General features: G+C 49.4%; 19 protein-coding genes. 12 read left to right on the top strand and 7 right to left on the bottom strand.

What is annotated here, in order from left to right; genetic code table 11:
- The first annotated feature begins 1 nt into the window (after position 1).
- The 4 genes from J1836_RS15535 (at position 2) to J1836_RS15550 (ending at position 5544) form a co-directional block, all read left to right on the top strand.
- Positions 2–1387 carry a CHASE2 domain-containing protein gene (locus J1836_RS15535; protein WP_207252047.1) on the top strand — a complete coding sequence of 462 codons (1386 nt, stop codon included), beginning with the start codon at positions 2–4 and terminating at the stop codon, positions 1385–1387.
- Positions 1327–1974, top strand: coding sequence for an adenylate/guanylate cyclase domain-containing protein (locus tag J1836_RS15540; protein ID WP_207252048.1), 648 nt, complete (start codon positions 1327–1329; stop codon positions 1972–1974). Before J1836_RS15535 ends, J1836_RS15540 begins: the two co-directional genes overlap by 61 nt.
- Positions 1958–3190: a hypothetical protein gene (locus tag J1836_RS15545; protein ID WP_207252049.1), complete on the top strand. Its 1233-nt coding sequence runs from the start codon at positions 1958–1960 to the stop codon at positions 3188–3190. The genes J1836_RS15540 and J1836_RS15545 overlap by 17 nt, the downstream gene beginning before the upstream one ends.
- Positions 3191–3300: 110 nt before the next feature.
- Positions 3301–5544, top strand: a complete 2244-nt coding sequence (locus J1836_RS15550) for a FecR domain-containing protein (RefSeq protein WP_207252050.1) — start codon at positions 3301–3303, stop codon at positions 5542–5544.
- Here the strand turns inward: J1836_RS15550 and J1836_RS15555 are convergent.
- The 5 genes from J1836_RS15555 to J1836_RS15575 form a co-directional block, all read right to left on the bottom strand.
- Positions 5530–6390 (bottom strand): ATP-grasp domain-containing protein, encoded by an 861-nt coding sequence (locus J1836_RS15555; protein WP_207252051.1) that lies wholly within the window; start codon positions 6388–6390, stop codon positions 5530–5532. The two genes, J1836_RS15550 and J1836_RS15555, sit on opposite strands and share 15 nt — an antisense overlap.
- A gap of 9 nt (positions 6391–6399) precedes the next feature.
- Positions 6400–8445 carry a DEAD/DEAH box helicase gene (locus tag J1836_RS15560; protein ID WP_207252052.1) on the bottom strand — a complete coding sequence of 682 codons (2046 nt, stop codon included), beginning with the start codon at positions 8443–8445 and terminating at the stop codon, positions 6400–6402.
- Positions 8446–8563: 118 nt separating this feature from the next.
- Positions 8564–8983: a hypothetical protein gene (locus tag J1836_RS15565; protein ID WP_207252053.1), complete on the bottom strand. Its 420-nt coding sequence runs from the start codon at positions 8981–8983 to the stop codon at positions 8564–8566.
- 383 nt (positions 8984–9366) lie between these two features.
- Positions 9367–10584, bottom strand: a complete 1218-nt coding sequence (locus J1836_RS15570) for an alpha/beta hydrolase family protein (RefSeq protein WP_207252054.1) — start codon at positions 10582–10584, stop codon at positions 9367–9369.
- 94 nt (positions 10585–10678) lie between these two features.
- The gene (locus J1836_RS15575; RefSeq protein ID WP_207252055.1) at positions 10679–11470 is read right to left on the bottom strand and encodes an enoyl-ACP reductase FabI; all 792 of its coding nucleotides are present in this window, start codon (positions 11468–11470) and stop codon (positions 10679–10681) included.
- Positions 11471–11577: 107 nt separating this feature from the next.
- On the opposite strand from J1836_RS15575, the gene J1836_RS15580 reads away from it, so the two are divergent.
- The 7 genes from J1836_RS15580 to J1836_RS15610 are packed head-to-tail and all read left to right on the top strand — an operon-like array spanning position 11578 to position 20644.
- Positions 11578–13389, top strand: coding sequence for a peptide-binding protein (locus J1836_RS15580; protein ID WP_307792585.1), 1812 nt, complete (start codon positions 11578–11580; stop codon positions 13387–13389).
- A gap of 50 nt (positions 13390–13439) precedes the next feature.
- Positions 13440–14768: a glycosyltransferase family 4 protein gene (locus J1836_RS15585; RefSeq protein ID WP_207252057.1), complete on the top strand. Its 1329-nt coding sequence runs from the start codon at positions 13440–13442 to the stop codon at positions 14766–14768.
- 4 nt (positions 14769–14772) lie between these two features.
- On the top strand, positions 14773–15633 hold the full coding sequence (locus J1836_RS15590; RefSeq protein WP_207252058.1) for an NAD-dependent epimerase/dehydratase family protein: 861 nt from the start codon (positions 14773–14775) through the stop codon (positions 15631–15633).
- Positions 15630–16424: an ABC transporter permease gene (locus J1836_RS15595; protein ID WP_207252059.1), complete on the top strand. Its 795-nt coding sequence runs from the start codon at positions 15630–15632 to the stop codon at positions 16422–16424. Before J1836_RS15590 ends, J1836_RS15595 begins: the two co-directional genes overlap by 4 nt.
- Positions 16421–17641: an ABC transporter ATP-binding protein gene (locus J1836_RS15600; protein WP_207252060.1), complete on the top strand. Its 1221-nt coding sequence runs from the start codon at positions 16421–16423 to the stop codon at positions 17639–17641. Before J1836_RS15595 ends, J1836_RS15600 begins: the two co-directional genes overlap by 4 nt.
- Complete coding sequence (locus J1836_RS15605) at positions 17628–18374, top strand: hypothetical protein (RefSeq protein ID WP_207252061.1); 747 nt, start codon at positions 17628–17630, stop codon at positions 18372–18374. The genes J1836_RS15600 and J1836_RS15605 overlap by 14 nt, the downstream gene beginning before the upstream one ends.
- The gene (locus J1836_RS15610; RefSeq protein WP_207252062.1) at positions 18341–20644 is read left to right on the top strand and encodes a glycosyltransferase family 4 protein; all 2304 of its coding nucleotides are present in this window, start codon (positions 18341–18343) and stop codon (positions 20642–20644) included. Before J1836_RS15605 ends, J1836_RS15610 begins: the two co-directional genes overlap by 34 nt.
- 98 nt (positions 20645–20742) lie before the next feature.
- Here J1836_RS15610 and tnpC read toward each other — a convergent pair whose 3' ends face one another.
- Positions 20743–22320, bottom strand: coding sequence for an IS66 family transposase (tnpC, locus tag J1836_RS15615; protein ID WP_242632653.1), 1578 nt, complete (start codon positions 22318–22320; stop codon positions 20743–20745).
- A gap of 80 nt (positions 22321–22400) precedes the next feature.
- Here tnpC and J1836_RS15620 point away from each other — a divergent pair, with 80 nt between their 5' ends.
- Positions 22401–23702: a hypothetical protein gene (locus tag J1836_RS15620; protein WP_207252063.1), complete on the top strand. Its 1302-nt coding sequence runs from the start codon at positions 22401–22403 to the stop codon at positions 23700–23702.
- An 81-nt stretch (positions 23703–23783) separates the two neighbouring features.
- Here the strand turns inward: J1836_RS15620 and J1836_RS15625 are convergent, their stop codons facing one another.
- Entirely contained in the window at positions 23784–25409 is a 1626-nt protein-coding gene (locus J1836_RS15625) for a hypothetical protein (RefSeq protein WP_207252064.1), read from the bottom strand.
- Positions 25410–25624: the final 215 nt, after the last annotated feature.

Here is a 25624-nt window from a genome sequence, read left to right on the forward strand (position 1 = left end):
ATTGGGAACTAAATTCGGTGGACGGCTGCTGGTACTGCTAGGCATCGCAGCCGTGTTATTGATGGCGCAACACTATGACCCGTTGCAGGTATACAGCAGTTGGCAAACCCGTGTGTGGAATGCTTACCAGCACTGGGGGGTGAAGGTTAAAGACCCTAAGCCCTTGGTGTTTGTGGTTAAGATTGATGGCGAAAGTATCAATTATGTGCGCAAACATTACGGTGAAGATTGGCCGTGGCCTCGGAAGCGTTACGCCGAATTGTTGAAAATTCTGTTTGAAAAGTATCAGGTCGATTTGGTCGGCGTGGATATGTTTATGCCTTATGCGCGTGATGCCGATGGCAACGATGAGCTGAATGCCTTGGCACAGCAACACCGCATTGCGTTTGCGCAAGTATTTGATTTAGGCGCAGCGGAAACAACCTTTACCACGGGGCGGCTGGTCGGGGGCATCACTCCGCCTGAGGCGCAAGCGGCTACATTTTCCCAGCTATTTCCGCAGGCGAATGGTTATGTCGGGTTGACCGCACAATTGACCGATGTGCCGTGTGTGGGGCATGTCACGCCCATTAAGGAAACGGCGAATGGTTTGATTACCAAAGTACCGCCGCTGATTGTTCACGCAGGCAAATTGTACCCGATGTTGGCGATTGAAATGCTGCGCTGTCAGTCAGGGCGTTTGTATGACTTTGCCGTGTCACCGCATCCGAATGGTTGGGAATTGTCGATAAAAGATTTAGTGAGCGAAGGTGAAACCGCGCACTTGATCTTGGATGAGACAGGTTTACTGCGCATACCCTACCAAATTCCGAGTGCGAATATTGATGCGATTCCGGCGATGGATGTGTTCCAGCAACGCGTGGATGAGGCACAAACCGCTAGTTTGCAGGGCGGCATGGTGTTGCTGGCAGGCACAGCCCCCGGTCTGGGAGATCAGCAGGCAACGCCGATAGATTCTAATGTGGCGGGTGTGTCAGTGCATTTGCAATTGCTGGAATGGTTGCTAGGTGGTGCGGATAATGCGCCCGCGTTTTCGTTGGATGTGTGGTCGTGGGTTATTGGTTTTTGTGGGTTGGCGGGGTTGTATTTTTTGCTGGTGTATGGTGTCGGCGTGGGTACGGTGGTGCTAGCGCCGCTCGTGTTGATGTTGGCATGGTTAGGGCTGGGTTTCTGGGCGTGGCTGGAAAAGCAGTGGTTTATCCCGATGCACCCTGCGATGTTGTTCCTTGCGTTTCTGGCGATTCAAGTGCCGTTGGAATGGTGGTTTTCGCAACGTACCACGGGGCGCTTACGCAAGCTGTTTCAGGATTATTTGCCTGAGCAATTGTGGGGCATATTGTCAACGATAACCGTCAGGATTTATTGCTGCCGAGTAAGCGTTGCTTAACCTTGTTGTTTGCGGATATTGCTAACTTTACCCAACGTGCTGAACGCGTTACACCGGAAGTGTTATCAGAGTTGACCCAACAAATTTTGGAAAGGCTCACTGCTGTTGCGCACCAGCACGGTGGCACAGTGGATAAATACATGGGGGATGCGGTCATGGTGTTTTGGAATGCACCGTTCGCACAAGTCGATCATGCCGACCGAGGTGTGGCAGCCGCGATGGATATGATGGCAGCGATTGAGCAATTCAACGCTGAAGGCAGCGCGTTGTTGGAAGGCGAACCGATTGCGGTGCGTATTGGCGTGCATACCGGCGAAGTGGTGGTCGGCGACTTGGGGACACGTTTCCGCCATGCGTACACCGCCATCGGCGATGCGGTCAACGTCACGGCGCGTTTGCAAACCCTTGCGCGGGAACTGCACGAATATTTGGTGGTCAGTAAACAGACAGTCGCATTATTAACGCGAACGTGGCCGTTGGTGAGTCGCGGCAATATTGCGCTGAAAGGACGACAGGAAACCGTCGGGGTATATACCCTGATCCACAAGCAGGATGATGATAGGAATGACGATGGTGCGCAACAGTAAACAAGGTGGTAGCGGTGCATGGGGTTTAGCGGTTTGCCTGACCTTAGGCGCAGGCAGTGTGGTGGCGGCACAACTACCCACGGAAATTAATCTCGAAGCTTTGCTGCAACAAGCGGAAACGGCTTGTTTGGAGGGGAATACGTTACGCCTTGCTGCCTTAAGCCAAGACATTCGACAAGTGGCAAAACAACCAGCATTGCAGGGGCAAGCGGTCTTCCTGAATCAATTGCTGGGCTTATTTGAGGTGGGCGTTTGTCAGCCGAATCAACCGCCAGCAGCGTTGACCAAGCGTTCTAAACCACCGGCAGCGGGTACGCTTGTGCCGACCACTACACGCACCTCGCACGTACAAATGGCGACGGGCTATCTGGATAATGTGAATCAAGGCAGTCGTCACGAACGCATTACCATCATTAATCCCTTTAACGGTTTGCTGGTGGAAGGACGTTTGGATGAGCGTAATTTGCCATTATCGTCGGGTTTTGTGAGCGTGCAAGGCACTTATCGGGTGGCAGATACGGCAGTTGGCAGCATTACCGCCGCCACCGTGGCACGCCAAGAATATACCGATGAGCCGGATTTCAGCACGACAGGTTTTGCAGTGAGTCGTCAGCAAACCTTGGTGGCGGGTAAGGAAGTTAGCGCTTACCTTAATATGATTCGTGACGATTCCGGCAATGTGGAACGGCGGTTCGGCGGGGTTTATTACCACCCTTTGGTCGCGACGGATCAGGAGAAAACCGGTGTGGTGGCAGGGGTTGAATACGTCACGTATCCCGAACAGAAGCTGTATAAAGCTATCGTCACCAATGTGGCGTTGGAACGGCGCAAAGCCTTGGCGAAAGGCGGCGAAGTGGCGCTACGCGGACGTGTGGAAGTAGATCATGCGTTAGAAGAGCGCCCCGGCGGTGATCGGCAAGAGGTGGAAGTGTCCGGTACGTGGAAGGGCAAGCCATTATTAGCCAGTTGGCAACCCAGCGCAGGCGCAAAAGTATCCTATAAGCGCGACAGCAAACCTTTTGACCCGAAGCTGTACGCTGATAGCACCCGTACTCAATTACACACGGGTGTTGATGTGGGTGTCAGTAAAAAAATCGGTAACAACAAGAAGCTGCAAGTCAGTTACCAATACGGGCAAACCGAAGATCGTGAAGTGCCGTTATTCGACCAACCCGCAGGCAGCGCGGTGGGGATGAGCTTTGAGATGAGTTTTTAATTACCCTCAGCTTTCCTTATGAAAAAATAGCCAATAAATAAATACGATTTTCGCTGTGCGCAAATATAACTAATACTCCATGCCGGAGTGTTCATTATTTAGAGGCATGGATGAAAATCAGTATAAGGAATTTGTGGTTGCTGGTATGTGCCTTCGCACTACTGGGAGCACAACTCTTACCTACCTATGCGTGGGCAGATGCCATTAGTTCGGCAGGTGCGCCACCAGCGCTGATGCAAGGCGTGATTGGCAAGGTGACTTATCTGTTGGGTCAAGCCGATATTACACAAGCAGACGGCAGTGTGTTGCCACTGACTGTGCAGATGACTATTCCTGAAGGTAGCCGTATCCAAGTCAAAGAACGCGGTTTGGTGCGCTTATTGATGATCGACGGGGGCATCGAAAAGCTAGGGGCGGGTACGGTTTTTACCTTTGATAAATACACGTATGACCCTAATGACATACAAGCCACCGAGATACGTAAAACCTTGCTAGAAGGTGAGGTGACGAGTATCACTGGGCAAGGTGGTCAAGGTATGAAAGAACGTTACCGCCTCAATTCACCGTTGGCAGCTATTGGCGTGTTGGGTACGGAATATACCGTCAATGTTAGCAAAGACGAAACGTGGGTAACGGTACATTCTGGTGAAATTTCCATTGCGAAACTCGGCGGTAGTTGCCAGCGTTTTGGTTTAGGGGCTTGTGTGGGCGGGGAGCGTCTGTCGGAAGGGCAGCGTGGTCTGGCACTCGTGGTACGGGCTAATGAACCCAAACCGATTTTGATGCCAGCCACGGCTATTCCGGCTACTGAAACGAAAGCAGAAACACCGCCTACCCCCGTAAAAGAAGCCGCAAAAGAAAAAGACGTGGAAAAGGCATCAACAAAAGAGTCAGAAACTGCGGAGAAAACCGCAACGACCGAAAAGCCTGCTGAGCCTGAAACACAAAAAAGCCCACAAGCGCCTACTGCTGCCACTGCATCGACTAGCCAGCCAGACAATACTAAGCAGCAAGATCATACCAGCAGCACGGCGATGCCCTCTGCTCCCGCGTTGTCAGCCAGCACTGCAACCGCCCCCCCCGCGTTGCCAGTCGCTGACACAGCTCCTAGTTTGCCTGAACCTAAAGCCGTTGAAAAAACTAGCGCTCCGCTTGCCAGCAGCCCAGCACCCATGACTGAAAAGTCTGCTGCGATGGTTGTCGCTAAGGATGAACGTAACCCGATAGATACCATTTTTACCGCGCCAGCGGTCAGCACGGTTGAATCTGCCGCTGTCAGTGCGTCGGAGTACATGCAAGCACCGCCAAGCGTTACCCTTGAAGCGGCGACTCCCTCTTTCGTCGCAAGTAAAGAAACGGTGAGTTCTACACCACAACAAGAAATACCAGTGGTCAGCAACTCCAGAGCCAAGCAAAGTTTAGTGCAGTCCAGCAATAGCACAACCGTCTCGTCAGTCCCCGATAAGGTGGCGGTAGCGCCAGTGGTGGCAACCCCAGTGGTGGCAACCACGCCAGCAGTTGAAACCATCCCTGTAAAACTACCTGTGGTGACAACGGTGGCAGTGACACCTAGTGTCGTGCCGCTCGTGACAGAAAAATTAACAGTGGAAACCGTTCCCAAAAAACCTAAGGAGACAACGGTTACGGCAGTCGTTGCACCTGTAATGCCTGTCGTAGAACCCGTTCCCGAAAAACCTAAGGAGACAACGGTTACGGCAGTCGTTGCACCTGTAATGCCTGTCGTAGAACCCGTTCCCGAAAAACCCTCAGTGAAGGTTGTGACACCAGCACCCACCGTTGTGTCGGAATTACCTAGCCCAACCGTTAACTGGGGTAAGTATGATCCAGCCGCTTCCGTCGATGGTAAAACCTCTTTCAGTGATCAAGTGAACAGCAGTTACACGCAACTGCTTCAGCCAGTGAGTGCAAGTACTACTCCCATCTTGCAACAGAATCCAAGCGTATCCCCTCCCGAATCCGATAAACGTGATGTTGGTGTTGCCGCCGCCGTAGATAGCGCTGTCGCTCCTGTTAGCGTTGCTACACCTGTTGCCGCAACAGTTAGCAATGCTGATACAGGCAAAACGACTCCATTACCATCCAGTAGTTCTAGTAGCACGACATTATTAAGTAATGATAGCGTCGTTGTTACGCCTCAAACACCGTCGGTTACGGCTGTGGCATCAGTGTCTGTTGTTCCGGTGTCTGTTGTTCCGGTGTCTGTTGTTCCGGTGTCTGTTGTTCCGGTGTCTGTTGCTACGCCTGTCACGGTTGTTCCGCTGCCTGTTGTTGCGCCCATAACGGCTGCTCCGCTGACACCCCTGACATTAACGCCTCCGTTAGCGAGTCCTTAAGAATACCTGCACAAAGCGCTCAGCGGATGCTGCATCCATATTGAAATACAGCGACGGTTCGATCAGCTCTAATTCCATCAGCGCAAAGCCGTTGTCGGTGCGTACCCAATCAACACGGGCGTAAAGCGTCGGTTCGGGAATGGCGGCAAGTGCAGCGCGGCTTAGTTCCAGCAGCAGTGCTTCCGGTTCAACGCTTTGCAATTGCCCACCGTGTTCTTCTTGCACCCGAAAATCGCCGAACTTGGGGGTTTTCAGAATCGTGTGGCTGTACTCATCCCCAAAAAAGAACAGCGAATACTCGCCTTCGGTGACGATAGCGGGGATGAACGGTTGAGCCATGCAATCACGTTCCTGAAACAGTATTGCCAGCGTTGCGGCTTGCTGGGTGAGAGTGGTAGGTGTGAGGCGAAAGGTATCATCGGCACAGGCACTGATGACAGGTTTGATAATGATTTCCGGCGTTTGCCAGTGAGCGAAGAGGAGGGATAATTTTGCTACGTCCAAGCCATAAGACCATTCAGTTGGCACAATCGGAATGCCCTTGGTTTTTAGGTCGCGTAGGTAGATTTTGCTGAGATTCCATCGTACCACTTCGAGCGAATTGGCTAGCTTAGCGCTAGACCGTTCAATAGTGGCGAGGACAGAGAGGAATTGTGCGGGATCATTCTGGTAATCCCAGCAGGAACGGATGATAACAGCATCGAACTGATTCCAGTCGATGCTGTTGTCGCGCCAGTCTACCGTTTCCGCGTGCCAGTCGTAGCGTTGCAGCGGAGCATAAAGAAGCTCGTCGTAGCAGACGAACTTCTCCAAACTTGCCATGCTCAGGAAGGCGCAGCGTTTCACGACAATGGCTTAAGCGGCAGGTGGTGGACGTTTGGGTTTACCCTTGTCTTTGTCTGGCGCGGCTTTTTTGACAGCAGGCTTGCGTGCGGGTGGTTTGTCCCCGCCAAACTTAGGCTTGTCGTCGGCAAAGCGCGGCTTGTCCGCACTGAACTTGGGTTTTTCGTCGGCAAAGCGCGGCTTGTCACCGCCTGCAAATGGGGCGCGTTCCTTTTCAGTGCGCGGACGGCGATCAGGGCGATCACCGCCACGACCTGCACCACCGTCACGGCGTGGTGGTGGGCCATCACGACGTTGCGGCGGGCGACGATCATCACCACCACGGTCGCGGCGTTGCCCGCCACCACTGGGTTTGTTGGGGGAATAATCGGCTGCCGCTTCACCGGCTGGCTCGATATTCAGCAATTGCCCAGCCACGCGTGCGGTACGCAATTCGTGCAGAATGTCTTTTGGCATTCCGGCGGGCAAATCCACCAAGCTGCAATCGTCTTGGATTTCGATGTAACCAATGTAACGGCTGTCTAAGCCTGCTTCATTGGCAATCGCGCCGACGATGTTGCCTGGTTTGACCCCGTGCGAGCGCCCAACCGCAATGCGGAAACGTTCCATGGGGATAGTGTCGTCATCGCTGCTGAAGGCGGAGTTGGCGGCGTTGGATTTGCGCTTGCCGGGGCGTTGTTCTTGCTCACGTTCACGCGCCGCATTCGGGTTGAAAGCCGGGTGATTTTTGCGTTCTTCCAGCAACAACGGCGAATCGCCTTGCAGCATTTTGGCAAGGGCGGCAGCAATTTCGAGTGCTGGAACATTGTGCTCGCGCTCGTAACCTTCCAGCAATTGCGAGAAGAAATCCAAGCCTTCTTCTGCCAGCGTGTCGGTGATGCGTTGGCTGAACTGGGCGATCCGCATAGTGTTGATGACATCAGTGGAGGGTAATTCCATCAGGTCAATCGGTTTGCGGGTAGCGCGTTCGATGTTACGCAGCAAGTGACGTTCACGCGGCGATACGAACAAAATGGCTTCGCCGCTACGACCCGCCCGCCCGGTGCGTCCGATGCGGTGGACGTAGGATTCGGTGTCGGTGGGGATGTCGTAGTTGATAACGTGGCTGATGCGTTCCACATCCAAGCCACGTGCGGCAACGTCGGTGGCGACAAGGATGTCGATTTTGCCTTTCTTCAACTGGTCGATGGTGCGTTCGCGCACGTTTTGCGCAATGTCACCGTTGAGGGCGACGGCGTTGTAACCGCGTGCTTGCAGTTTGTCTGCCAGTTCCACGGTTTCATTTTTGGTACGCACAAACAGAATGACAGCATCAAACGGTTCGGCTTCGAGGATGCGGGTGAGCGCGTCGAGCTTGTGCAAGCCGCTGACCAACCAGTAACGCTGCCGGATGGTGTCGGCGGTGGTGGTTTTGACCTTGATTTTGACTTCGGCAGGGTCAGTCAAATAGCTTTGTGCAATGCGGTGAATCGCGGGGGGCATGGTCGCGGAGAACAGCGCGATTTGGCGTTGTGGCGGGGTTTGCTCCATGATCCATTCGATGTCATCGACGAAGCCCATGCGTAACATTTCGTCCGCTTCATCCAGCACCAGTGCTTGTAAGCCGTCGAGCTTGAGTGAACCACGGCGCAGGTGATCCATGACACGCCCCGGTGTGCCGACCACGACTTGTACGCCGCGTTCCAGTTGACGGAATTGCGTGCGGTAATCCTGCCCACCGTAAATCGGCATAACATGAAAACCGGGGAGTTTGCCCGCGTATTTCTGAAACGCTTCGGCAACTTGAATCGCCAGCTCGCGGGTCGGCGCGAGGACGAGAATTTGTGGCCCGGTCTTGCTCATGTCCAATCGTGAGAGCAGGGGTAGGGCGAATGCAGCAGTTTTACCTGTGCCGGTTTGCGCTTGTCCGAGGACATCGCGGCCTGCCAGCAGGTAAGGGATGGTTTCAGCTTGAATGGCTGACGGGGTTTCATAGCCGAGATCTAGGACGGCTTGTAGCACGGGGGCGGCAAGACCGAATTCGGCAAACGTGGGAGGTGTGTTTGTTTCTGGGGACATGGGGCTTCAGAGTGAGGAGGAAACCGGGCATTATGCGCTAGTTATGAGGAAAGAGAAAGGTGTTGGGCATAAATTTTAATGCAATTGATCTGGTATATTATCTATCTGGACTTGACAATTATCTATATCCAGTATGGTGAACACACCATGTTGATACATCCATTGCATTAAATTGAACGCATTTCATGGCTTCTTTGTGAGTGATATATACATAATCTGCTTCGTTAATTAGCTCGCTACTATAGTAATTAAATTTATCTTTTCCATACAACCAATATTGTCCACTCCCTTCTGGGAAGTTTAATGGCTTAAAATCACAGAGCGACGATTCTTTGGGTATATAATAATCGTCTGGTCTCACACTAATTTTTGTGGATGCGAAATTGCTCAAGCATTGACCATAAAAATACAATAGTGCGATGAATCCAGAAAATAAGCAAAAATTAAAAATTTTATTTTTAGTGAAAAGTATTCCATAAATAAGAAACAACAAAACTATGCCAACAAAAACAAGATTGGAACTGGTCATCGAAATCATTGACACCGACTATCGTGCCAACTGTGTTAATAGTTAAGCCATTGAGCATGTGTTTCTGAAGTTGTTGAGGCGTGTTTATTTTGATCGTTGCTGCATTGAATGGTATCGGTGCTTGTTTATCGACCATCGTGGATGTTCTGGAATTGCCAGATGAGAAACTGGAATTAATACTTTTTGTCATCCTAAATTTATTCCCTGAACAATGATGCTTGAATAATTCTTTAGTAAAGTTTAGCCAGATGCAGGAAAAACCTGATAATAAAAGGGATGGGCGTGTGATTTGTCGGTATAAGCGGTAGAGTGAGTAATGATATAAGGAAAAAGTAAGCGATTATTAACACCAACAGGCTGTCATATTCGGCCGCCTGTTGGTTCGTTATTTGCTACAAGTCCCGCGCAAAGCCAGCAAAGTATTGCAACATGGTTTGTGCGTAAGGCTTGATGCAGTTGGTATGATCAGACGGGGCTGCGACACATTCCGCCAGATCAAGGTCGGGCGTACCTTTTGTCCGCATTCCTTCCAGAGCGCGGATGGCATTGCCAAACGGTACGGTGACATCATCGCGTCCGTGGGTAAAGCGGGTCGGTGTTTTGGCTTGCCATTCGTATAGGCTATTGTATTTCATGGTGGCATAGTCGTTTGCCATCCAATCCATTAGGAAGGTTTTGCTGAATTTGATGTCGCTTTCTTTGGGGATAAGGATGTACATCATCAGGTCTACGGTGGCTTCGTCGATTTTGCCGGGGTATTTAGCAGCAGGGGCAGGACGGCTTAAACCCAATGCACCGCCAGCGGCCGCTAGCAAGGCTTTGGTGTTCAGCAACTCATCGAGGGTATATTGCAAATCATACGGCCCAGCACCCGCGACGCTCGCGGTAATCGGCACGCCTGCGGCTTCAAGTGCTTGTTGCGCGGCGAGAGTGACGTAGCCGCCTTCGGAATAGCCAGTCAAAAACAGTTGGTCGTTGAGCAACAAGCGTTGTTCAGCAAGCCATTGTTTGGCAGCAACCAAAAAATCGGTGACGGATGCAGCAGACGGGTCTTTTTGCAAATAGGGGTGATCTTGACCGCGTGATGCGCCATAGCCAACATAATCCGCCGCAATCACGACAAAGCCGAGCGAGGCAATAATATTGACAGGGGAAGTCGCTACGGTGTCATTGCTGGGAGCTTCTTTGTCGAGGAAAACTGTACCGTGTTGGAAGCTCAGAAGTGGGCTTTTTGCGCCTGCTGGTTTTTGGGGGATGGCAATAATACCGGAAGCGGTGGTGAGCTTGCCGCCGCCATCCACCGTTTGATAGGTGACACGGTATTGCTTTACATCGTATACAGGAATGACGGCAGGTGCTTTGGCGGTAGGGTCACTGATCGCAGAAGTGCTGTCAGGTACAGTGTTGGTTTTGACTAATTGCCCGTCGAGCAATGCACCGCGTTGATTGACGATGCGGGTGGGAATCGCTGGTAATACAGCGACACTACTTGTATTTGTGCTATCCGTGAGGTTGGTTGTATTGGCGGACGTTGTGGTATCACTGCCCCCGCACGCGCTGAGTAATAAGCTGCTGGCAAGTAAAACATTGCGATAAAACGAAACGGGCATGGGGGAAATACTCCAAAACATTGGCGATCACTAAAAAATATAACGAATTGGTCGAATAAGCCAACACTCTGGTTCACGTATTCCCCCGCTGTGATTATTCCTCGCCTAAACCGGACATACCGAGGATATTCCAACCGCCATCCACGTAGGTAATTTCGCCGGTAATCCCTGATGCTAAATCAGAACACAGGAAAGCGGCGGCATTGCCTACTTCTTCAATGGTCACATTGCGGCGCAGTGGCGCGTATTTCTCAAAATGATCCAGCATTTTGCGGAAACCAGCAATACCAGATGCGGCTAATGTGCGGATAGGCCCTGCGGAAATCGCATTCACGCGAATACCTTGTGGTCCTAAATCAGCCGCCATAAAGCGGACTCCCGCTTCCAAACTGGCTTTCGCCATACCCATTACGTTGTAGTTAGGAATCGCAGCGACTGCCCCTAAATAACTCAACGCCAACATCGAGCCATTGCGCCCCGCCATCATGGGTTTGGCATAACGTGCCAGTGCTAAAAAGCTATATGCGCTGATGTCATGCGCAATTTGCGAACCTTCCCGCGTGGTGTTATCAACGATACTGCCAGACAGTTGTTCTTTCGGCGCGAAAGCAATGGAGTGCACCACAATATCCAGCCCATCCCAGTGTTCGCCGAGTTGTTGGAAGGCGGCAGCAATGCTCGCATCTTCCGCCACTTCGCAGGGGATCACGATATTTGAACCGAATTGCGCGGCGAATTTTTCCACACGCCCTTTCAGTTTGTCGTTCTGGTAGGTGAAAGCCAGTTCAGCCCCTTCGCGGTGCATGGCTGCGGCGATGCCGTAAGCGATGGAACGGTCGCTGGCGACCCCAGTAATGAGTGCGCGTTTGCCTGTCAGAAAACCCATGTGAACTCCTGTTGCGTTGATGTTATGCTGTAATCCCCTGAATTATGCAGTAAACAAACATACGTATGCAAAAACGATCGAGTGCCCCGGGCTGGTTTCTGACTCTATTGATCAGCTTGGTCATTGTGCTGATCGTTCTGACCATGTACCAGATTGACCGGCAGTGGAACAAATTGTCCGACGTACAAGCGGCAATGGCAGAACAAGCCAAAGACATCCGCGAGTTACGCACCGCTTTAGCCAGTGGCACTGTACGTCAGCAAGCCAGCGCAACAACCGAGGCAAGTCCTGCTGTTGCCACAGCCTTCAAACGCGCTCAAACCATGACGCAGCAAGCGAATTACGCACAAGGCGATTGGAGCGTGGATGCGTTCGGCACGAGTTTGAAAACGCTGACCCCGTTGGTTTCCACCGATGCGTATGCGTCCGAAGTGCAAAGCTATGTGCAGGAAAGCCTGATTACCCGCAACCCCGATACCTTGGAATGGGAAGGGCTGATTGCGAAAGGCTGGCAAGTTAGCCCCGATGGTTTAACGATTACCTTCCAGATGCGCGATGACGTAACGTTTTCAGACGGTGTGCCGCTGACCGCCGAGGATATTGTTTTCAGCTTTAATTTCATTATGACCGAGGCGATTCAAGCCCCGCGCCAACGTGCCTATCTGGAAAAGATCAAAGAAGTGAAAGCGAACGGCAAATACGAGGTGGTATTTGTTTACAAAGAGCCGTATTTCGAGGCATTCGATTTGGCGGGCACGTTGAGCATTATGCCCAAGCATTTTTATGAGCCGTATTTACAAACGCCGCAAGCCTTCAACGAATCCAAAGGGTTATTGTTGGGCAGTGGCCCTTACCGCTTGGCTGACCCGAAAAGCTGGCGACCGGATGCGGGCAGCGTGGAGTTGGTGCGGAATGAGCGTTATTGGGGCGATGTGCAGCCGTCGTTCAACCGCGTTCTATGGAAAATCATTCAAAATGACAGTGCGCGTTTGACCACGTATCGCAATGGTGAAATTGATGCTTATGGAGCACGTCCCAAAGAATACGCGGATTTAAAGAATGACCCGCAAATCATGGGCAAAAGCAGCAACTTTGAATACATGCCGCCCGTGGCAGGTTATAGTTATATTGGCTGGAATCAGGAACGTGGCGGTAAGCCCACCCGTTTTGCCGATAAGCGCGTGCGTCAAGCGATGTCGTATTTGACCGATGTGCAACGCATTATTAAGGATATTCAATTGGGTTACGCCGAGCCTGCACTCAGCCCGTTTAATAATGCCAGCAAGCAGCATGACCCTAGTTTGCAGTCCTACTTATTTAATCTGGAAAAAGCGCAAACCTTGCTGAAAGAAGCGGGTTATGAAGATCGCAATAAAGATGGTGTGTTGGAAGACAAAGAGGGTAAGGCCTTTGAATTCAAGCTGACTTATTTCGAGGCGAACGAAGATACTAAGCGTATGGTGCTGTTGCTGAAGGATTTGTATGCGCGAGCTGGGGTGAAACTAGAGCCGTTCCCGCAAGAGTGGCCGGTGATGCTGGAATACTTGAACAAAAAGGATTTCGATGCGATTACCTTGGGCTGGACGAGTGGGATTGAAACCGATATTTTCCAAATGTTCCACAGCTCGCAAGCGAAAACCGATGGCGATAACACCATCAGCTACAAAAATCCTGAACTGGATAAGCTGATTGATCAGGCGCGTGCCACAGTTGAGGAAGCGAAGCGGATGCCGTTATGGCAGCAGGCGGAGCGCATTATGGTCGAGGATCAGCCGTATACGTTCTTGTTCCGTAAGCAAGTGTTATCGTTTGTGGATAAGCGTATACAGAACTTGCAAATGACTAAGTTGGGGTTGAATCGCGGCAGTTTGCCGGTGGAAAATTACGTGCCTGCGGCAATGCAGAAATATAACCAATAAATAAGTGTTGGATGACACTTCAATGATAATCAAGGATGCTGATATAAATTATGCGTATTGCGATTGATGGTTTTAATCTGGGCTTGTTACAAGGCACAGGGTTGGCGACTTATGCTCGCGAGTTGTCGCACGTTTTAGCGGGTGCTGGACATGATGTGTTACCTATTTATGGGTTGAATCATGTCCAAAAACAAGAGGATTTGGTTTGGTCGAGCTTTGTCCAGTCGTTAAGCAATAATGGTGAAGGTGCTAAAACAGCTTACCGACGTTGGTTATGGACAGCGGTGAGGGGTTTGCCCCATTATTTGTTACCTACATCTGGTTTGACACTTAACCGCATTGATGTGAACGAGCAGATTCATGCGACTGCTATCAGCGCTCGGTTGCCTGCATTCACAACATTGTATAATAGTCCTGGCTTATTTCGAGCCTCTCAGTTTTATACATTTCTGGCGGAACGCACGTTCAATATTAAAATGCCCGAAGTGGGGGTCGATGCATTACATCTCACTTGTCCTTTACCTATTCATATGCCTGGGGCAAAAACTTTAGTGACGGCACATGATATTATTCCCTTAGTATTGCCACATAGTACGAAAATGAACTTGCGGCATTACCAGAAATTACTAAGGGCTTCGTTTGCACAAGCAGATATGATTTTTTGTATTTCAGAAACGACTAAGCGTGATATTTCCCGTTGGTTTGGTATCCCTGACTCGCGGTTACATTTAAGTTATCAAGCGGTCAATATTCCTGAACGTTACCGTAATTTAGCTGCTGATGATGTTGAATTGTTTCTGAAAAATAACTACGGACTTAATCGTGGCGAGTATTTCTTATATTTTGGGGCAATCGAACCTAAGAAAAATGTGGCTCGAATCATTGATGCTATGCGTATGGCAAAGACTGATTTGCCCTTAGTCATTGTGGGCAAGGATGGTTGGTTGTTTGATGATGTGACGAGTCGTTTAGAGTCTTCAAAATCACGGCAAGGGTCAGCAGCTAGTGAAAAAATTCTGCGGATTCAGTATGCACCATTTGAGCAGCTAATGTACTTGGTAAAGGGGGCAAAAGCATTAGTATTCCCGTCGTTGTATGAGGGTTTTGGTTTGCCTGTATTAGAGGCGATGCAAATGGGGTGTCCGGTGATTACGGCAAATACGACATCGTTGGTTGAAGTGGCTGGAGATGCTGCATTGACCGTGAATCCGCTGGATACACAAGCCATTAAGACGGCGATTGAACGCATGGATCAAGACGATGTGCTACGTCGTGAATTGATCGAGAAGGGCTACGCTCAAGCATTGAAGTTTTCACCAGAAAAACATGCAGAACGGCTGGCAGTTGGCTATGAAAAAGCTGGTTTAGTATGGGGATGATGGTGTGACTTTACGTCGTAGAGTGTTGATTACTGGAGCACAGGGGTTTACAGGGCGTTATCTATCGGCTTTGTTTCAGCGATTAGGCGATGATGTATTTGCGTTGCAAGCTGATATTCGTGATTTGACCGTGTTGATGGCTGAAGTGAAGGCTATTAACCCTACGCATATTGTTCATCTGGCAGGTATTAGCTTTACTTTGGATGGTAAGGATATCAATATTTACCATGTACATTTGATGGGTAGTGAGAATCTTCTAAAAGCGTGCTTGGTGATCAAACATAATTTGCAGAAAATTATTTTGGTGAGTACCTGTCATGTGTATGGGCTGGAGCATGGTGATCTGCCATTAGTGGAACAAGCTACACCTGCTCCGCGCACGCATTATGCCATCAGTAAGTTTGCAATGGAGTGTATTGCTGAGAGCTATCGGAATGATTTACCCTTGCTAATTACACGTCCCTTTAATTATTCAGGGCAGGCACAGGAAGGACGATTCTTGATTCCAAAATTAGTCAGGCATTTTCAGCAACGTTTACCAGAAATTGAGTTGGGTAATTTGGATATTGCCCGAGACTTTTCTGATGTGCGTTGGGTCGCGCAAATTTATCACGCCTTGTTAGATAGTGAGTATGAAGGGGTAGTAAATCTGTGTTCTGGGCGTGCTATCAGTATTCGTTATATTTTGGATTATTTACGAAAACGAAGTGGGCATCATCTTCAAGTGCGGCAAACGAATAATTTGATTCGTAAAGAATGCTTGTTACAGGTAGGAGATCGTAAGCGTTTGGATGATTGGGTAGGTATTACACCGTATCCATTTGAGTCTACGTTAGATTGGATGCTATTTGGGGCTAAAGTATGAAAGGTATGTTGATGGCAGTGTGGCGTTTTCGCCACTTTATTCTTTCCTCTATCCTGAATGATTTCAAATTGCGATTTATTCGGAGTGGTTTAGGTGCGCTATGGGGTGTTATTCATCCTTTAATGCAGGTGCTTATTTTTGCTTTTATTTTGTCCCATGTGATGGCTAATAAGTTACCAGGTATTGATAATCCTTACTCCTATGCGATTTACTTGATGGCAGGTACGTTGTGTTGGAGTTTGTTTGCGGAGGTAATGCAACGTTCTTTAACGTTATTTATTGATAATGGAAACTTGTTGAAGAAGATTGCTTTTCCACGCATTAGTTTGCCAGTGATTACAGCAGGTGGGGTGTTGTTAAATAATCTATTATTATTAGTTTCGGTACTGTTTATTTTTGTGGTCTTGGGGCATTTTCCAAGTATTCATTTGTTGTGGTTGCCGTTGCTGATTGCACTGACGTTGGCATTGGGGTTAGGGGCTGGATTGGTATTGGGGGTGCTGAATGTGTTTTTGCGTGATATTGGGCAATTCGTACCGATTTTGTTGCAGTTTGTGTATTGGTTTACGCCTGTGGTGTATATGGCAACGATTATCCCTGAGCATTATCGGCAGTGGTTGGCGTTAAACCCGATGTACACTATGGTAGAGGCTTACCATGATGTGCTGGTATTTGGACGAATGCCTGATTGGTGGGGATTGTTACCAGTAGCGTTGCTAGCGATGGTCTTGCTGGGATTGGCAATGATTTTATTTCGTAAGGCCAGCCCTGAAATGGTGGATATGTTATGAGTATTTTGGATGTCCGACAGCTTGGTAAAGCATACCGTCAATACCCGTCAGAACTGCATCGAATATTGGGTTGGTTTGGTTTAGGGCGTGCCCCAGTCAGTGAGCATTGGGTATTGCAGGATGTGAGTTTCAGTATTGCGCCTGGGGAGGCAGTGGGTATTGTTGGGCAAAACGGTGCGGGAAAAAGCACATTATTGAAACTGATTACTGGCACGCAGTTCCCTAGCACTGGCAGTGTGGCAATACATGGGCGTGTATCCGCTATTCTGGAATTGGGTATGGGCTTCAATCAGGATTTAACGGGGCGTGAAAATGCTTTTCACACCGCTGGTTTGATGGGATTTTCTCGTGACGTGGTACAGGAACATATGCCGGATATGGAGGCATTTGCAGAAATTGGGGAGTATTTCGATCAGCCTGTCCGCACGTATTCTAGTGGGATGCAGATGCGGGTGGCATTTGCGGTGGCGACCGCTTTTCGCCCTGAGATTCTGATTATTGATGAGGCGTTGTCCGTGGGTGATGCTTATTTTCAGCATAAGAGTTTCAACCGTATCCGTGAATTTCAAGAACAAGGTACGACGTTATTGTTGGTTTCTCATGATCATCAAGCGGTACGTTCCGTGTGTAATCGTGCGATTTTGCTGGAAAAAGGACGTTTGTTAAAAGAGGGAAATCCCAACGAAATCGTGGATTTCTATAATGCGCTAATTGCGGAAAAGGAAGGAGATGACAGTACGATTCGGCTAGAAACCTTGGGGGATGGCACGGTTCGTACAATCTCAGGAACGGGAGAGGCAACCGTTATCAGTATTCAGTTGTTGGATACTAAAGGGCGTTTGCTAGAGATAGTCGGTGTTGGCGATACGGTGACTTTGTACATTAAGGTCAAGGTTAATGCCTTTATTTCACGTTTGGTTTTGGGGTATATGCTACGAGACCGTTTAGGTAAGTCGATATTTGGAACAAATACCCATTTGTTAGGGCGTGAATTAGAGAATGTACAGGCAGGTAAGTTAATTGATTTTCGATTTACCTTCGTTGCTAATATGGGGCCGGGCAGTTATTCCCTGTCTACTGCCTTACACAGTACTCGGACACATTTGGAAAATAATTATGAATGGCGTGAGTTAGCACATGTGTTTGAAGTCGCTAATTTGCGACATGCTGAATTTGAGGGATGTAATTGGATGGAACCTAGTATTGAAATCCGTTAATACCGACTTTTCTTATACCTCTCAAGATAAAGAGGCTGGCTTATGGTCGTTTTTGAGAGACATACCGCATGGATTTTTTCTAACGGTTGAAACAGGGTATCCGCAGCAAGGTGCGGTCACACAGGATTTGTATGAACAGGGCTGGAGCGGCATTAATATCACCGCTGATGCTAACGGATACGAAATGGCGCAGGCTTTACGCCCAGATGACCGTAATATTTACGCGCATGTTGCCGAAAGTGAGACGATTTCTCCACAGAATGGCGTGGCTGTACTCAGTTTGGAGGCAATTTGCCGCTACTATGCTCCCGCTGTGTTTGAATTGCTGTATCTGGGTGAAACGGTGGATAAAGCAGCAGTGATCCGCAGCTTACAGTGGCAATTACACCGCCCGCGTGTGGTGTTAGTGCAGTTAGAGGCCGCCGATTCGTTGGCATGGGAGGCGCTGTTAACCCAGCATCATTACTGCTTTATGCAGCGTTTTGGGCATCAGCGTGTCTATTTAGCTGCCGAGCAGCTTAATGTATTAATGGCTGATTTAGCCCAATGCCGCTGTGATGCTGCTACCCTAGCGCAGCAGCATGAGATTTTGAAGGGCGAACAGGCGCGGATACTGAACGAATTACAGGATGTGTACGGCAGTAAAGCATGGCGCATTACCCTGCCGTTACGGTTGGCGAGTCACTATGGAAAAGCATTATGGCGACAATTTCGCAACAGACTAGCAACGTGAATACCCTGCATTATCGCTTTGAAGGCCCGTTTGAGAGCAGTTATAGCTTGGCGGTGGTGAATCGGGAAATGGCGCGAGCGCTAGAACGTTTACGCCCCGGTTCGGTGGCTTTATACGCGACCGAAGGTCCCGGTGATTACGAACCTGACTTAAGTGGTTTGCAGCATGACCCTGAGATTATCCAGTTGTGGGAACGTCATGTGACCGCAACATCCGCCACGCCAGAGGTTACATTGCGCAACCTCTATCCGCCACGCGTTAGCGATATGGCTGGTAAGCTGCATGTGATGAATAACTATGCGTGGGAGGAGAGTGTTTTCCCCCGTGCCTATGTCGACGCGTTTAATCAGCATTTGCAGATGCTGGCGGTAACTTCGCAGTTCGTGCGTAAAGTGATGGTGGATAGTGGCGTGACTGTGCCTATTGTGGTGACGGGTAATGGTGTTGACCATATTTTGCGTTACCCTGTTGAGTCTGTGCCGTTACCGACGGATAAAGCGTTTCGCTTTCTGCATGTTTCTTCCTGTTTTCCTCGCAAGGGTGTTGATGTCTTACTGGATGCGTATACACGCATGTTTAGTTGCCACGATGATGTGGTACTGATTATTAAAACTTTTCCGAATCCCCATAACACCATTGCAGAACAGATCCGTGTTTACCAAGCACGAAACCCTGATTGTCCGGCTATTCATGTGATCAGTGCTGAATTAAGCATGGGGCAACTGAATAGTTTGTACGCACAATCTCATGCCTTGGTTGCACCTTCGCGTGGGGAAGGTTTTGGAATGCCCATGGCTGAAGCGATGTTATGGGATGTGCCTGTGATCGTGACGGGTTATGGTGGGCATACGGATTTTTGTACACCGGATACCGCTTGGCTAATTGATTACACGTTTGCCAAAGCACAAACGCATATGCAGCAGTTTGATTCTTTGTGGGTTGAGCCGAGCGCGGTGCATTTAGCAACGTTGATGCGGGGCTTGTATGAACAATTCCAAACGCCCGCCGGTCAGGTGATGATTAAGGCGCGTACCCGCAAAGCGCGTCAAACCATCGAAGCTAATTGGGGTTGGCAGCCAGTTGCCGAACGTTTGTTGGGCGCATTGGATGACGTGCAAGCAGCTCCGCCTCTTGCGCCCGTTAAACCTAAGGTTGCCTGGTTGACGACTTGGAATACCCGCTGTGGGATTGCGAGTTACTCCGCCTTTTTGTTGCCGCATCTGAGTGGTGAGATTGAGGTGTTGGCGAATACCCATGCTACGTTGCTTGATGTGGAGGGGGATTCAGTGACACGTTGCTGGACAGCACTCGGCGTAAACCCGCAAGCGGATACCTTGGATACGCTGCAAGCGGTCTTGTTAGCGGGAAACTACCGCAGCGTGGTGATTCAGTTTAACTATGCTTTTTTTGATTTGGCAGCTTTGGGGGCAAAGTTGAGTGCGTGGCAGGCGGATGGTATAGCCGTTTACCTGTTTTTCCACGCGACGCGTGACTTGATTCAGCATGGGGTATTGCGTAAGTCGTTACGCGCATTGGGAAGTGCTTTGCAAGGATGTCGCCGTCTTTTTGTGCACGGTGCTGAAGACGTGAATCGCTTAAAACGTTTCGGGTGCGTGGATAATGTCACGTTGATTCCGCATGGTGTTATGTACGAACCGGATGTGTTGGCACGCCCCCGACGGGGTGATGGGGTATTTAAGATTGCCGCTTACGGGTTTTTATTGCCGGGGAAGGGGATTCCAGAACTGATTCGGGCGTTTGGGTTGTTATTGGAGAGGTTTCAAAGCGCCCGAGCGCATTATCCTTGCCAAACTATCCGGCTTGAGTTGTTCAATGCACTTTATCCGGGTGGGGTGTCAGAACAGGAGGCACAGCAATGTGCTGCTTTGATTGAAGCTATCGGAGGTCAATCCATAACCTTGCATACGACTTACCAAACCGATCAGCAAACGTTGGAAGCGTTAAGTGCTTGTGATGTGGTGGTGTTTCCGTATCAACAAACGGGGGAATCTTCTAGCGCAGCGGTGCGTATGGGATTGGCTTCTGGGCGTCCGGTGGTGTGTACGCCCTTGGCGATTTTTGATGACGTTGCCGAGGTTGTGCATTTCTTGCCTGATACTGGTCCAGAGGCTATTGCCACGGGGCTTGAGGTCTTGTTACGTGAGCCAGCGCAGTTACAGCGTTTACATGAGTCGCAACACGCTTGGTTACAGGCTCATGCGTGGTCAAGCGTTGCTAAGCGTTTAGATGCTATTTTGTCAACAGCATGAGATTTTTTATTGGAAATAAAAACGTGTTTTCTGATGATTGATGCTTTTAAATATCGAAGATTTATGAGATCTTTTTTTACCATTTTTGCCGTAATTGATCACATCCCCACCCCTTGCGGTAAAGCGGGCAGGGCAAAGCCAGCGCGGGCAGCGGTAATAACACTGGCAAGATAAGCCAAGGCAGACTGTCCACGTTTGCGGCAAGTACCGATGATGCTGGCCAGCATGGCAAACGCACGGCTCCCCGTAGCACTCTTTGTGCCATGGTTGGTTTTGCGCAGGATCACCCAATGGCGCAACGCCCGCTCAGCCTCATTATTGGTCAAGGGAAGCCACGGGTGGTCAAGGATTCGGAAAATGGCATCCCAATCATTGATGAACTCTTTCGCCAGTGCCGCCGTCTTGTCATGGGCAGATACGGCATGGATCAAGCATAATGCCCTGAATTCCAGGAGTTTTGCCTGATGGCGTTGACGGATCACGTCGGTTTGCGTCCCCACCGTGCCGCCTGCTGCCCGCCAAGCGTAAATGTCGTCCTGTAATACCCTCAGCCAAGCGAGGGTGAAGTTGCCAAACGTCCGCCCGTCTTTGTCCAGTGATTCTGCCAGCCCACGGGCTTTGCGGATCAGGTGCGCCCAGCAACGCAAGCGTTTGGGGTGGTGGCGGTAAGCGGCATAGCCATCACTCATCAGCCAGCCCCCAAAGTGGGGGCTAATCACGTTGTCGAGCATTTCAATGGTGCGCTGCCCTACGTAGAAACAAACGCTGAGGGTGGTGACGAATGTCCATAGCCACAGGGCTTCGCCACGCTCTTTCCAAGAGGTTTCATCAATATACAGCACCCCGCCGTCAGCGGTGGCTTCTGCCAACAGCCCTTCCACCAAGGCATCTTCCAATGGAGAAGCACTCGCGGCTGCTTCCTCAAAACATTGCTGCAACACCCCGACACTTAGGGGAATGCCCAACACCTCCCGCAACAGTTCTTGTGTGCCACGCAGTGACAAGCGTGAGCGCAGCCGTAGGTGGACAATAAGTGCCGCCAGATTGCCCCCAATCAGCCGCCACTCGCCCACATCAACCTCCGGGTATAACGGGTCGGGAGCTTGGCGATGCGGGATATGGCGGCTCACATGACCGCAGGTGCATACGCTATCGTGAAGGTGGTGGCGGGTGGTGATGACGGTCAGTCCGGGGTTCCCATCCGTGCCAAACTGGATGTCCACACTGTCATAGGCGGTATAAATACGGGAGACAGCCGCATCCAGGGACCTGCCACAGGCTTCACATCGGCTGGGGTAATGGTGTTCGTCTGCATTGATGGGCGGATGCCATACCCGACCATAACCCGGTGCGCCGGGTTGTTTACCCGCTTTGCGTTTGGCTGGTTGGGCTGGCTTTGTGCCCGCCACAGCTTCTGGTTCCGGGGTTGGCTTTCCTCTGGCTGCACCCACCCCTTCTGTTTCGGGCAAAGCCACCGTTTTGGGTGACGTTTCCCACGGGAAACCGCTGCTGGGTGGTTTGGAGGAGTTGTTGGAGTTTTGGTTGATCTGTTCCCGCGCTTCTTTCAGGTCATGCAACAACTTGGTCGACAGGTGCAGCAGTTCCTCCGGCGTGAGCTTGGCAAGGTACTGGCTGTTAAGCTGTTTGAGGCTGTGGTCTTTCAGTTGTTGGGTCATCGGGGGAGTGTCGCAAATTTAGTGCGTTTGGGTAAGGGGGGACTGTTCAGTTACTTTTTGCCAGTAAAGGAATCTTGCCCATGACAAATGCAACCGCGATTAATGTGAGCCTTGGCTGTTTAAAGAATGATGGTGATCTGAGTTTGTTACCAGGGTTTATACCGTTTAGAACGGAAACCTGTAGCAGCCATCATTACTTATACGGTTGTTATGCGTATTGGTGTGATGCCATCAGAGAACCACCGCGTTATCATCGTAAACAGTGGGAGTTTGTTTATATTGCGCAAGCATTATGGGAACGTGGTTTTCTTAAAGAGGGCATGAAAGGGTTGGGTTTTGGCGTGGGGCGTGAACCTTTGGTTGCCGTATTTGCATCATTGGGTTGTGCGATTACTGCCACTGATTTGCAAGCAGAACAGGCACATCAAGCTGGTTGGACACTCACTAATCAATATTCAAAAAGCTTATTGGATTTAAATGATCGAAATATTTGTGATAATGATGTTTTTGAAAAATTAGTATCTTTTGAGCCTGTGGATATGAATCATATTCCCGTGCATTTGGTTGGTTATGATTTTTGTTGGTCAGCCTGTTGTTTTGAACATCTGGGTGATATTAAAAAAGGCTTGGATTTCGTTAAAAATTCTTTAGGCACACTTAAGAGTGGTGGTATTGCGGTTCATACCACAGAATTTAATTTATCATCCAATACAGATACCGTCGAAAAGGGTAGTACGGTATTGTTTAGAGAGTGTGATATAAATGCCTTAATGAAGGAATTAACCGACCTTGGGCATTATGTTGAGCCATTCGTGATTCATAAAGGTTCTCAGCCTGTTGATGATTTTGTGGATATTCCACCTTATGGTGGGGATTTGCATTTGAAATGTCGTATTGAACAATATGCCGTTACATCGATTGGTTTGATTATTAGAAAAGACGGTGGTGTTGCTGCTCATGCTTTGGGGGATAGACCTGACCGCTTAGATGTCTTTGAAGCAGGGAAATTGCCACTCAAAATGAGTGAAAATAATTATGTGGTCAGCTCTGAGCATGTTGTATCAGCGGTGAGAGGCACGTCTCTGGCGGGGCATATGACGTTTGGCCCTTATAAAAAATACAGCCAAGGTATCCATGAAGTCACCTTTTTGGTTAGAGCGCCGTCTCCCATTGGAAGGGTGGCAACACTTGATGTGTATGATGCCAAAGGTAATCGAATTTTAGCTTCTAAAGATATAGTGGCAGCAGATATGGCATCGAATAATGCTTGGACTAATATCACCTTAACGATCCATGTGGTGAATGATGATAATAGTCTGGAGTTTCGGACATATTGGCATGGTGCAACGAATTTTGATATTGCGGCTATTCATGTTCGCTAGCACACATTAAAAATACCAAATTTTACAGCAATCAGTAAAAGGCGCATAGCGCCTTTTACATATCTCAAGTTGGCACTTGCTTTATTGTGTTATGTGCTTAGGTTGATAAAGCTGAATAGACATGGCATTTACTTGTATATTAGCTGTGCCATCCCAGTAAATTCTAAACTCGTATTTGTCTCGTGTTGCGCTGGATACCTTAAATAGATCATTCGTGGTTACGCTAGTGCCTGCTGTGCCTAGCAATGCGCCTGTTTTAATGACTTGCTGCCGGTCAATATTGTAAATATCCCAGTTGCCCCCTTGAATCGTGTTGGGAAGATTCAGTTGGTAGGTGATATTGAGCTGATACTGTCCTTCCGGTAAGCCGATACGGGGGGATGGACCAAAAATAAGATGGCTAGGCTGATCTTTATTGGCTTGTGCTACCCATGTGTTCTTTTCAAAATGCCCCGTTTTAGAGTTGAATTTACTAAGATTAAACTGCAATGCTGCCTTTTCTACAAAAGGTGTTGAGAACCCCCCTATCATTAATGCAAAAAACGCACTAGCGATAAATATCCTGTTTACTTTACGCGTATCGTGTGCTGGTTTAAAGGCGCTAAGGCAGCCAGCAGTGAAAACGACCAGTAGAATCCATATCCAACTGAGATTAGTAGGGTGTTGATACGCCCATGCGGGTTTAAATAAAATTGGCAACCATTGATACACGGGGGCATAGAACTCTGGGTAATCCAGAATAAAAGCAGGGCCGCGATTATATAATTGAATAAATCCACTGGTATAACCCCAATAAAAATACCCTTGTAATAGTAGGCTGCCAACCATCACTAACCAAAAAAGGCTGGGCTTCTGCTTGCCGAGCTGCACTAGCCCAAGGAGTGTTGGAATAATAAAAACGATGGTGGCAGACCATTGGAAACGCCCCATAAAAGAATACCCGCCGTACCACGCATTATGCAGACCATTCGGTACAATCAGCCCCAGAAAAACCAGCGTCCATACCCATGCTAATAGGCGATATTGTTTGAACAATAGCCCTAGCGCAAATACGCCAACCCACATGACCGGATGTTGTAATAAAAAGCCGTGATTTTGATCAATAAATAAGCCCGTTAGTACCACTAAAGCGTTGGCACTGAATTCCAAGCTTGCTCCTTGATAAGGGTAAGGGCCGGATAATTTCCCAAAGGCATAATAATAGTAAGCAAATAGGGCTAACAGACTAGCCAACATCAATAAGCTGAAGTAAAGGCTTTGCCGATAACGTTGCGTCTGGCGGTAAGTGGTGTACATCATTGTCCCACCCAGAATCAGCATAATCGGAATAAACTTTATTTGTAGCCATGGCAGGTATGCCACAGACAGCATCCACCCCCCTGTCAAGGGTAAGGTTTTGCCTTGTTGATGAGCGAATAGCCAATATAGCCCACCTAAGGCAATGCTACCCGCGAGTAAATCGGGGAAAACTTGCCCCGCAGCAGGCAATAAGGGAGCAGCCAAGCTGACTAATAACGTGGCAGCAAAGCGTATTTTGGGATCGGTTGTCAGTAAACCTGCGAACTGCCACGCTAGCATGACCACTACTGCATTTAGCATAACGAGGAAAATTTTTGCTCCCATCACCCCGCCGAGTAGCAGAGGAATGCCGAGTAATAGTGGTAAACCAAGGTTATGCACGTTGTACATGCCGCGTGGCCCGTTCACGCCATGCGTGTTGTCGGGAGTGGGTATGGCATCGGCAGCCGCTAATTCACCGGGGTAAATTGCGCGTTGTTGGAATTCTTCCTGATAGGCTAAGGTTTGTTCTAATTGTCCGTGCTGGAAGATGCTTTTTGCCATGATCAAGTAATGCGGTTCATCCCCCGTCACGGTGTTTTTATCTTGTATGTGCCAATACATTAACGTGACCAAGGATAGTA

It is taken from the genome of Thiothrix fructosivorans, from assembly GCF_017349355.1.
Lineage (GTDB): Bacteria > Pseudomonadota > Gammaproteobacteria > Thiotrichales > Thiotrichaceae > Thiothrix > Thiothrix fructosivorans.

Excerpts from the sequence above, each read along its gene's own strand:
- J1836_RS15550 (WP_207252050.1), top strand. The coding sequence starts at position 3,301 with ATGAAAATCAGTATAAGGAATTTGTGGTTGCTGGTATGTGCCTTCGCA.
- J1836_RS15545 (WP_207252049.1), top strand. The coding sequence starts at position 1,958 with ATGGTGCGCAACAGTAAACAAGGTGGTAGCGGTGCATGGGGTTTAGCG.
- J1836_RS15610 (WP_207252062.1), top strand. The coding sequence starts at position 18,341 with ATGGCGACAATTTCGCAACAGACTAGCAACGTGAATACCCTGCATTAT.
- J1836_RS15620 (WP_207252063.1), top strand. The coding sequence starts at position 22,401 with ATGACAAATGCAACCGCGATTAATGTGAGCCTTGGCTGTTTAAAGAAT.
- tnpC (WP_242632653.1), bottom strand. The coding sequence starts at position 22,320 with ATGACCCAACAACTGAAAGACCACAGCCTCAAACAGCTTAACAGCCAG.
- J1836_RS15570 (WP_207252054.1), bottom strand. The coding sequence starts at position 10,584 with ATGCCCGTTTCGTTTTATCGCAATGTTTTACTTGCCAGCAGCTTATTA.
- J1836_RS15560 (WP_207252052.1), bottom strand. The coding sequence starts at position 8,445 with ATGTCCCCAGAAACAAACACACCTCCCACGTTTGCCGAATTCGGTCTT.
- J1836_RS15595 (WP_207252059.1), top strand. The coding sequence starts at position 15,630 with ATGAAAGGTATGTTGATGGCAGTGTGGCGTTTTCGCCACTTTATTCTT.
- J1836_RS15575 (WP_207252055.1), bottom strand. The coding sequence starts at position 11,470 with ATGGGTTTTCTGACAGGCAAACGCGCACTCATTACTGGGGTCGCCAGC.
- J1836_RS15565 (WP_207252053.1), bottom strand. The coding sequence starts at position 8,983 with ATGATTTCGATGACCAGTTCCAATCTTGTTTTTGTTGGCATAGTTTTG.
- J1836_RS15600 (WP_207252060.1), top strand. The coding sequence starts at position 16,421 with ATGAGTATTTTGGATGTCCGACAGCTTGGTAAAGCATACCGTCAATAC.
- J1836_RS15585 (WP_207252057.1), top strand. The coding sequence starts at position 13,440 with ATGCGTATTGCGATTGATGGTTTTAATCTGGGCTTGTTACAAGGCACA.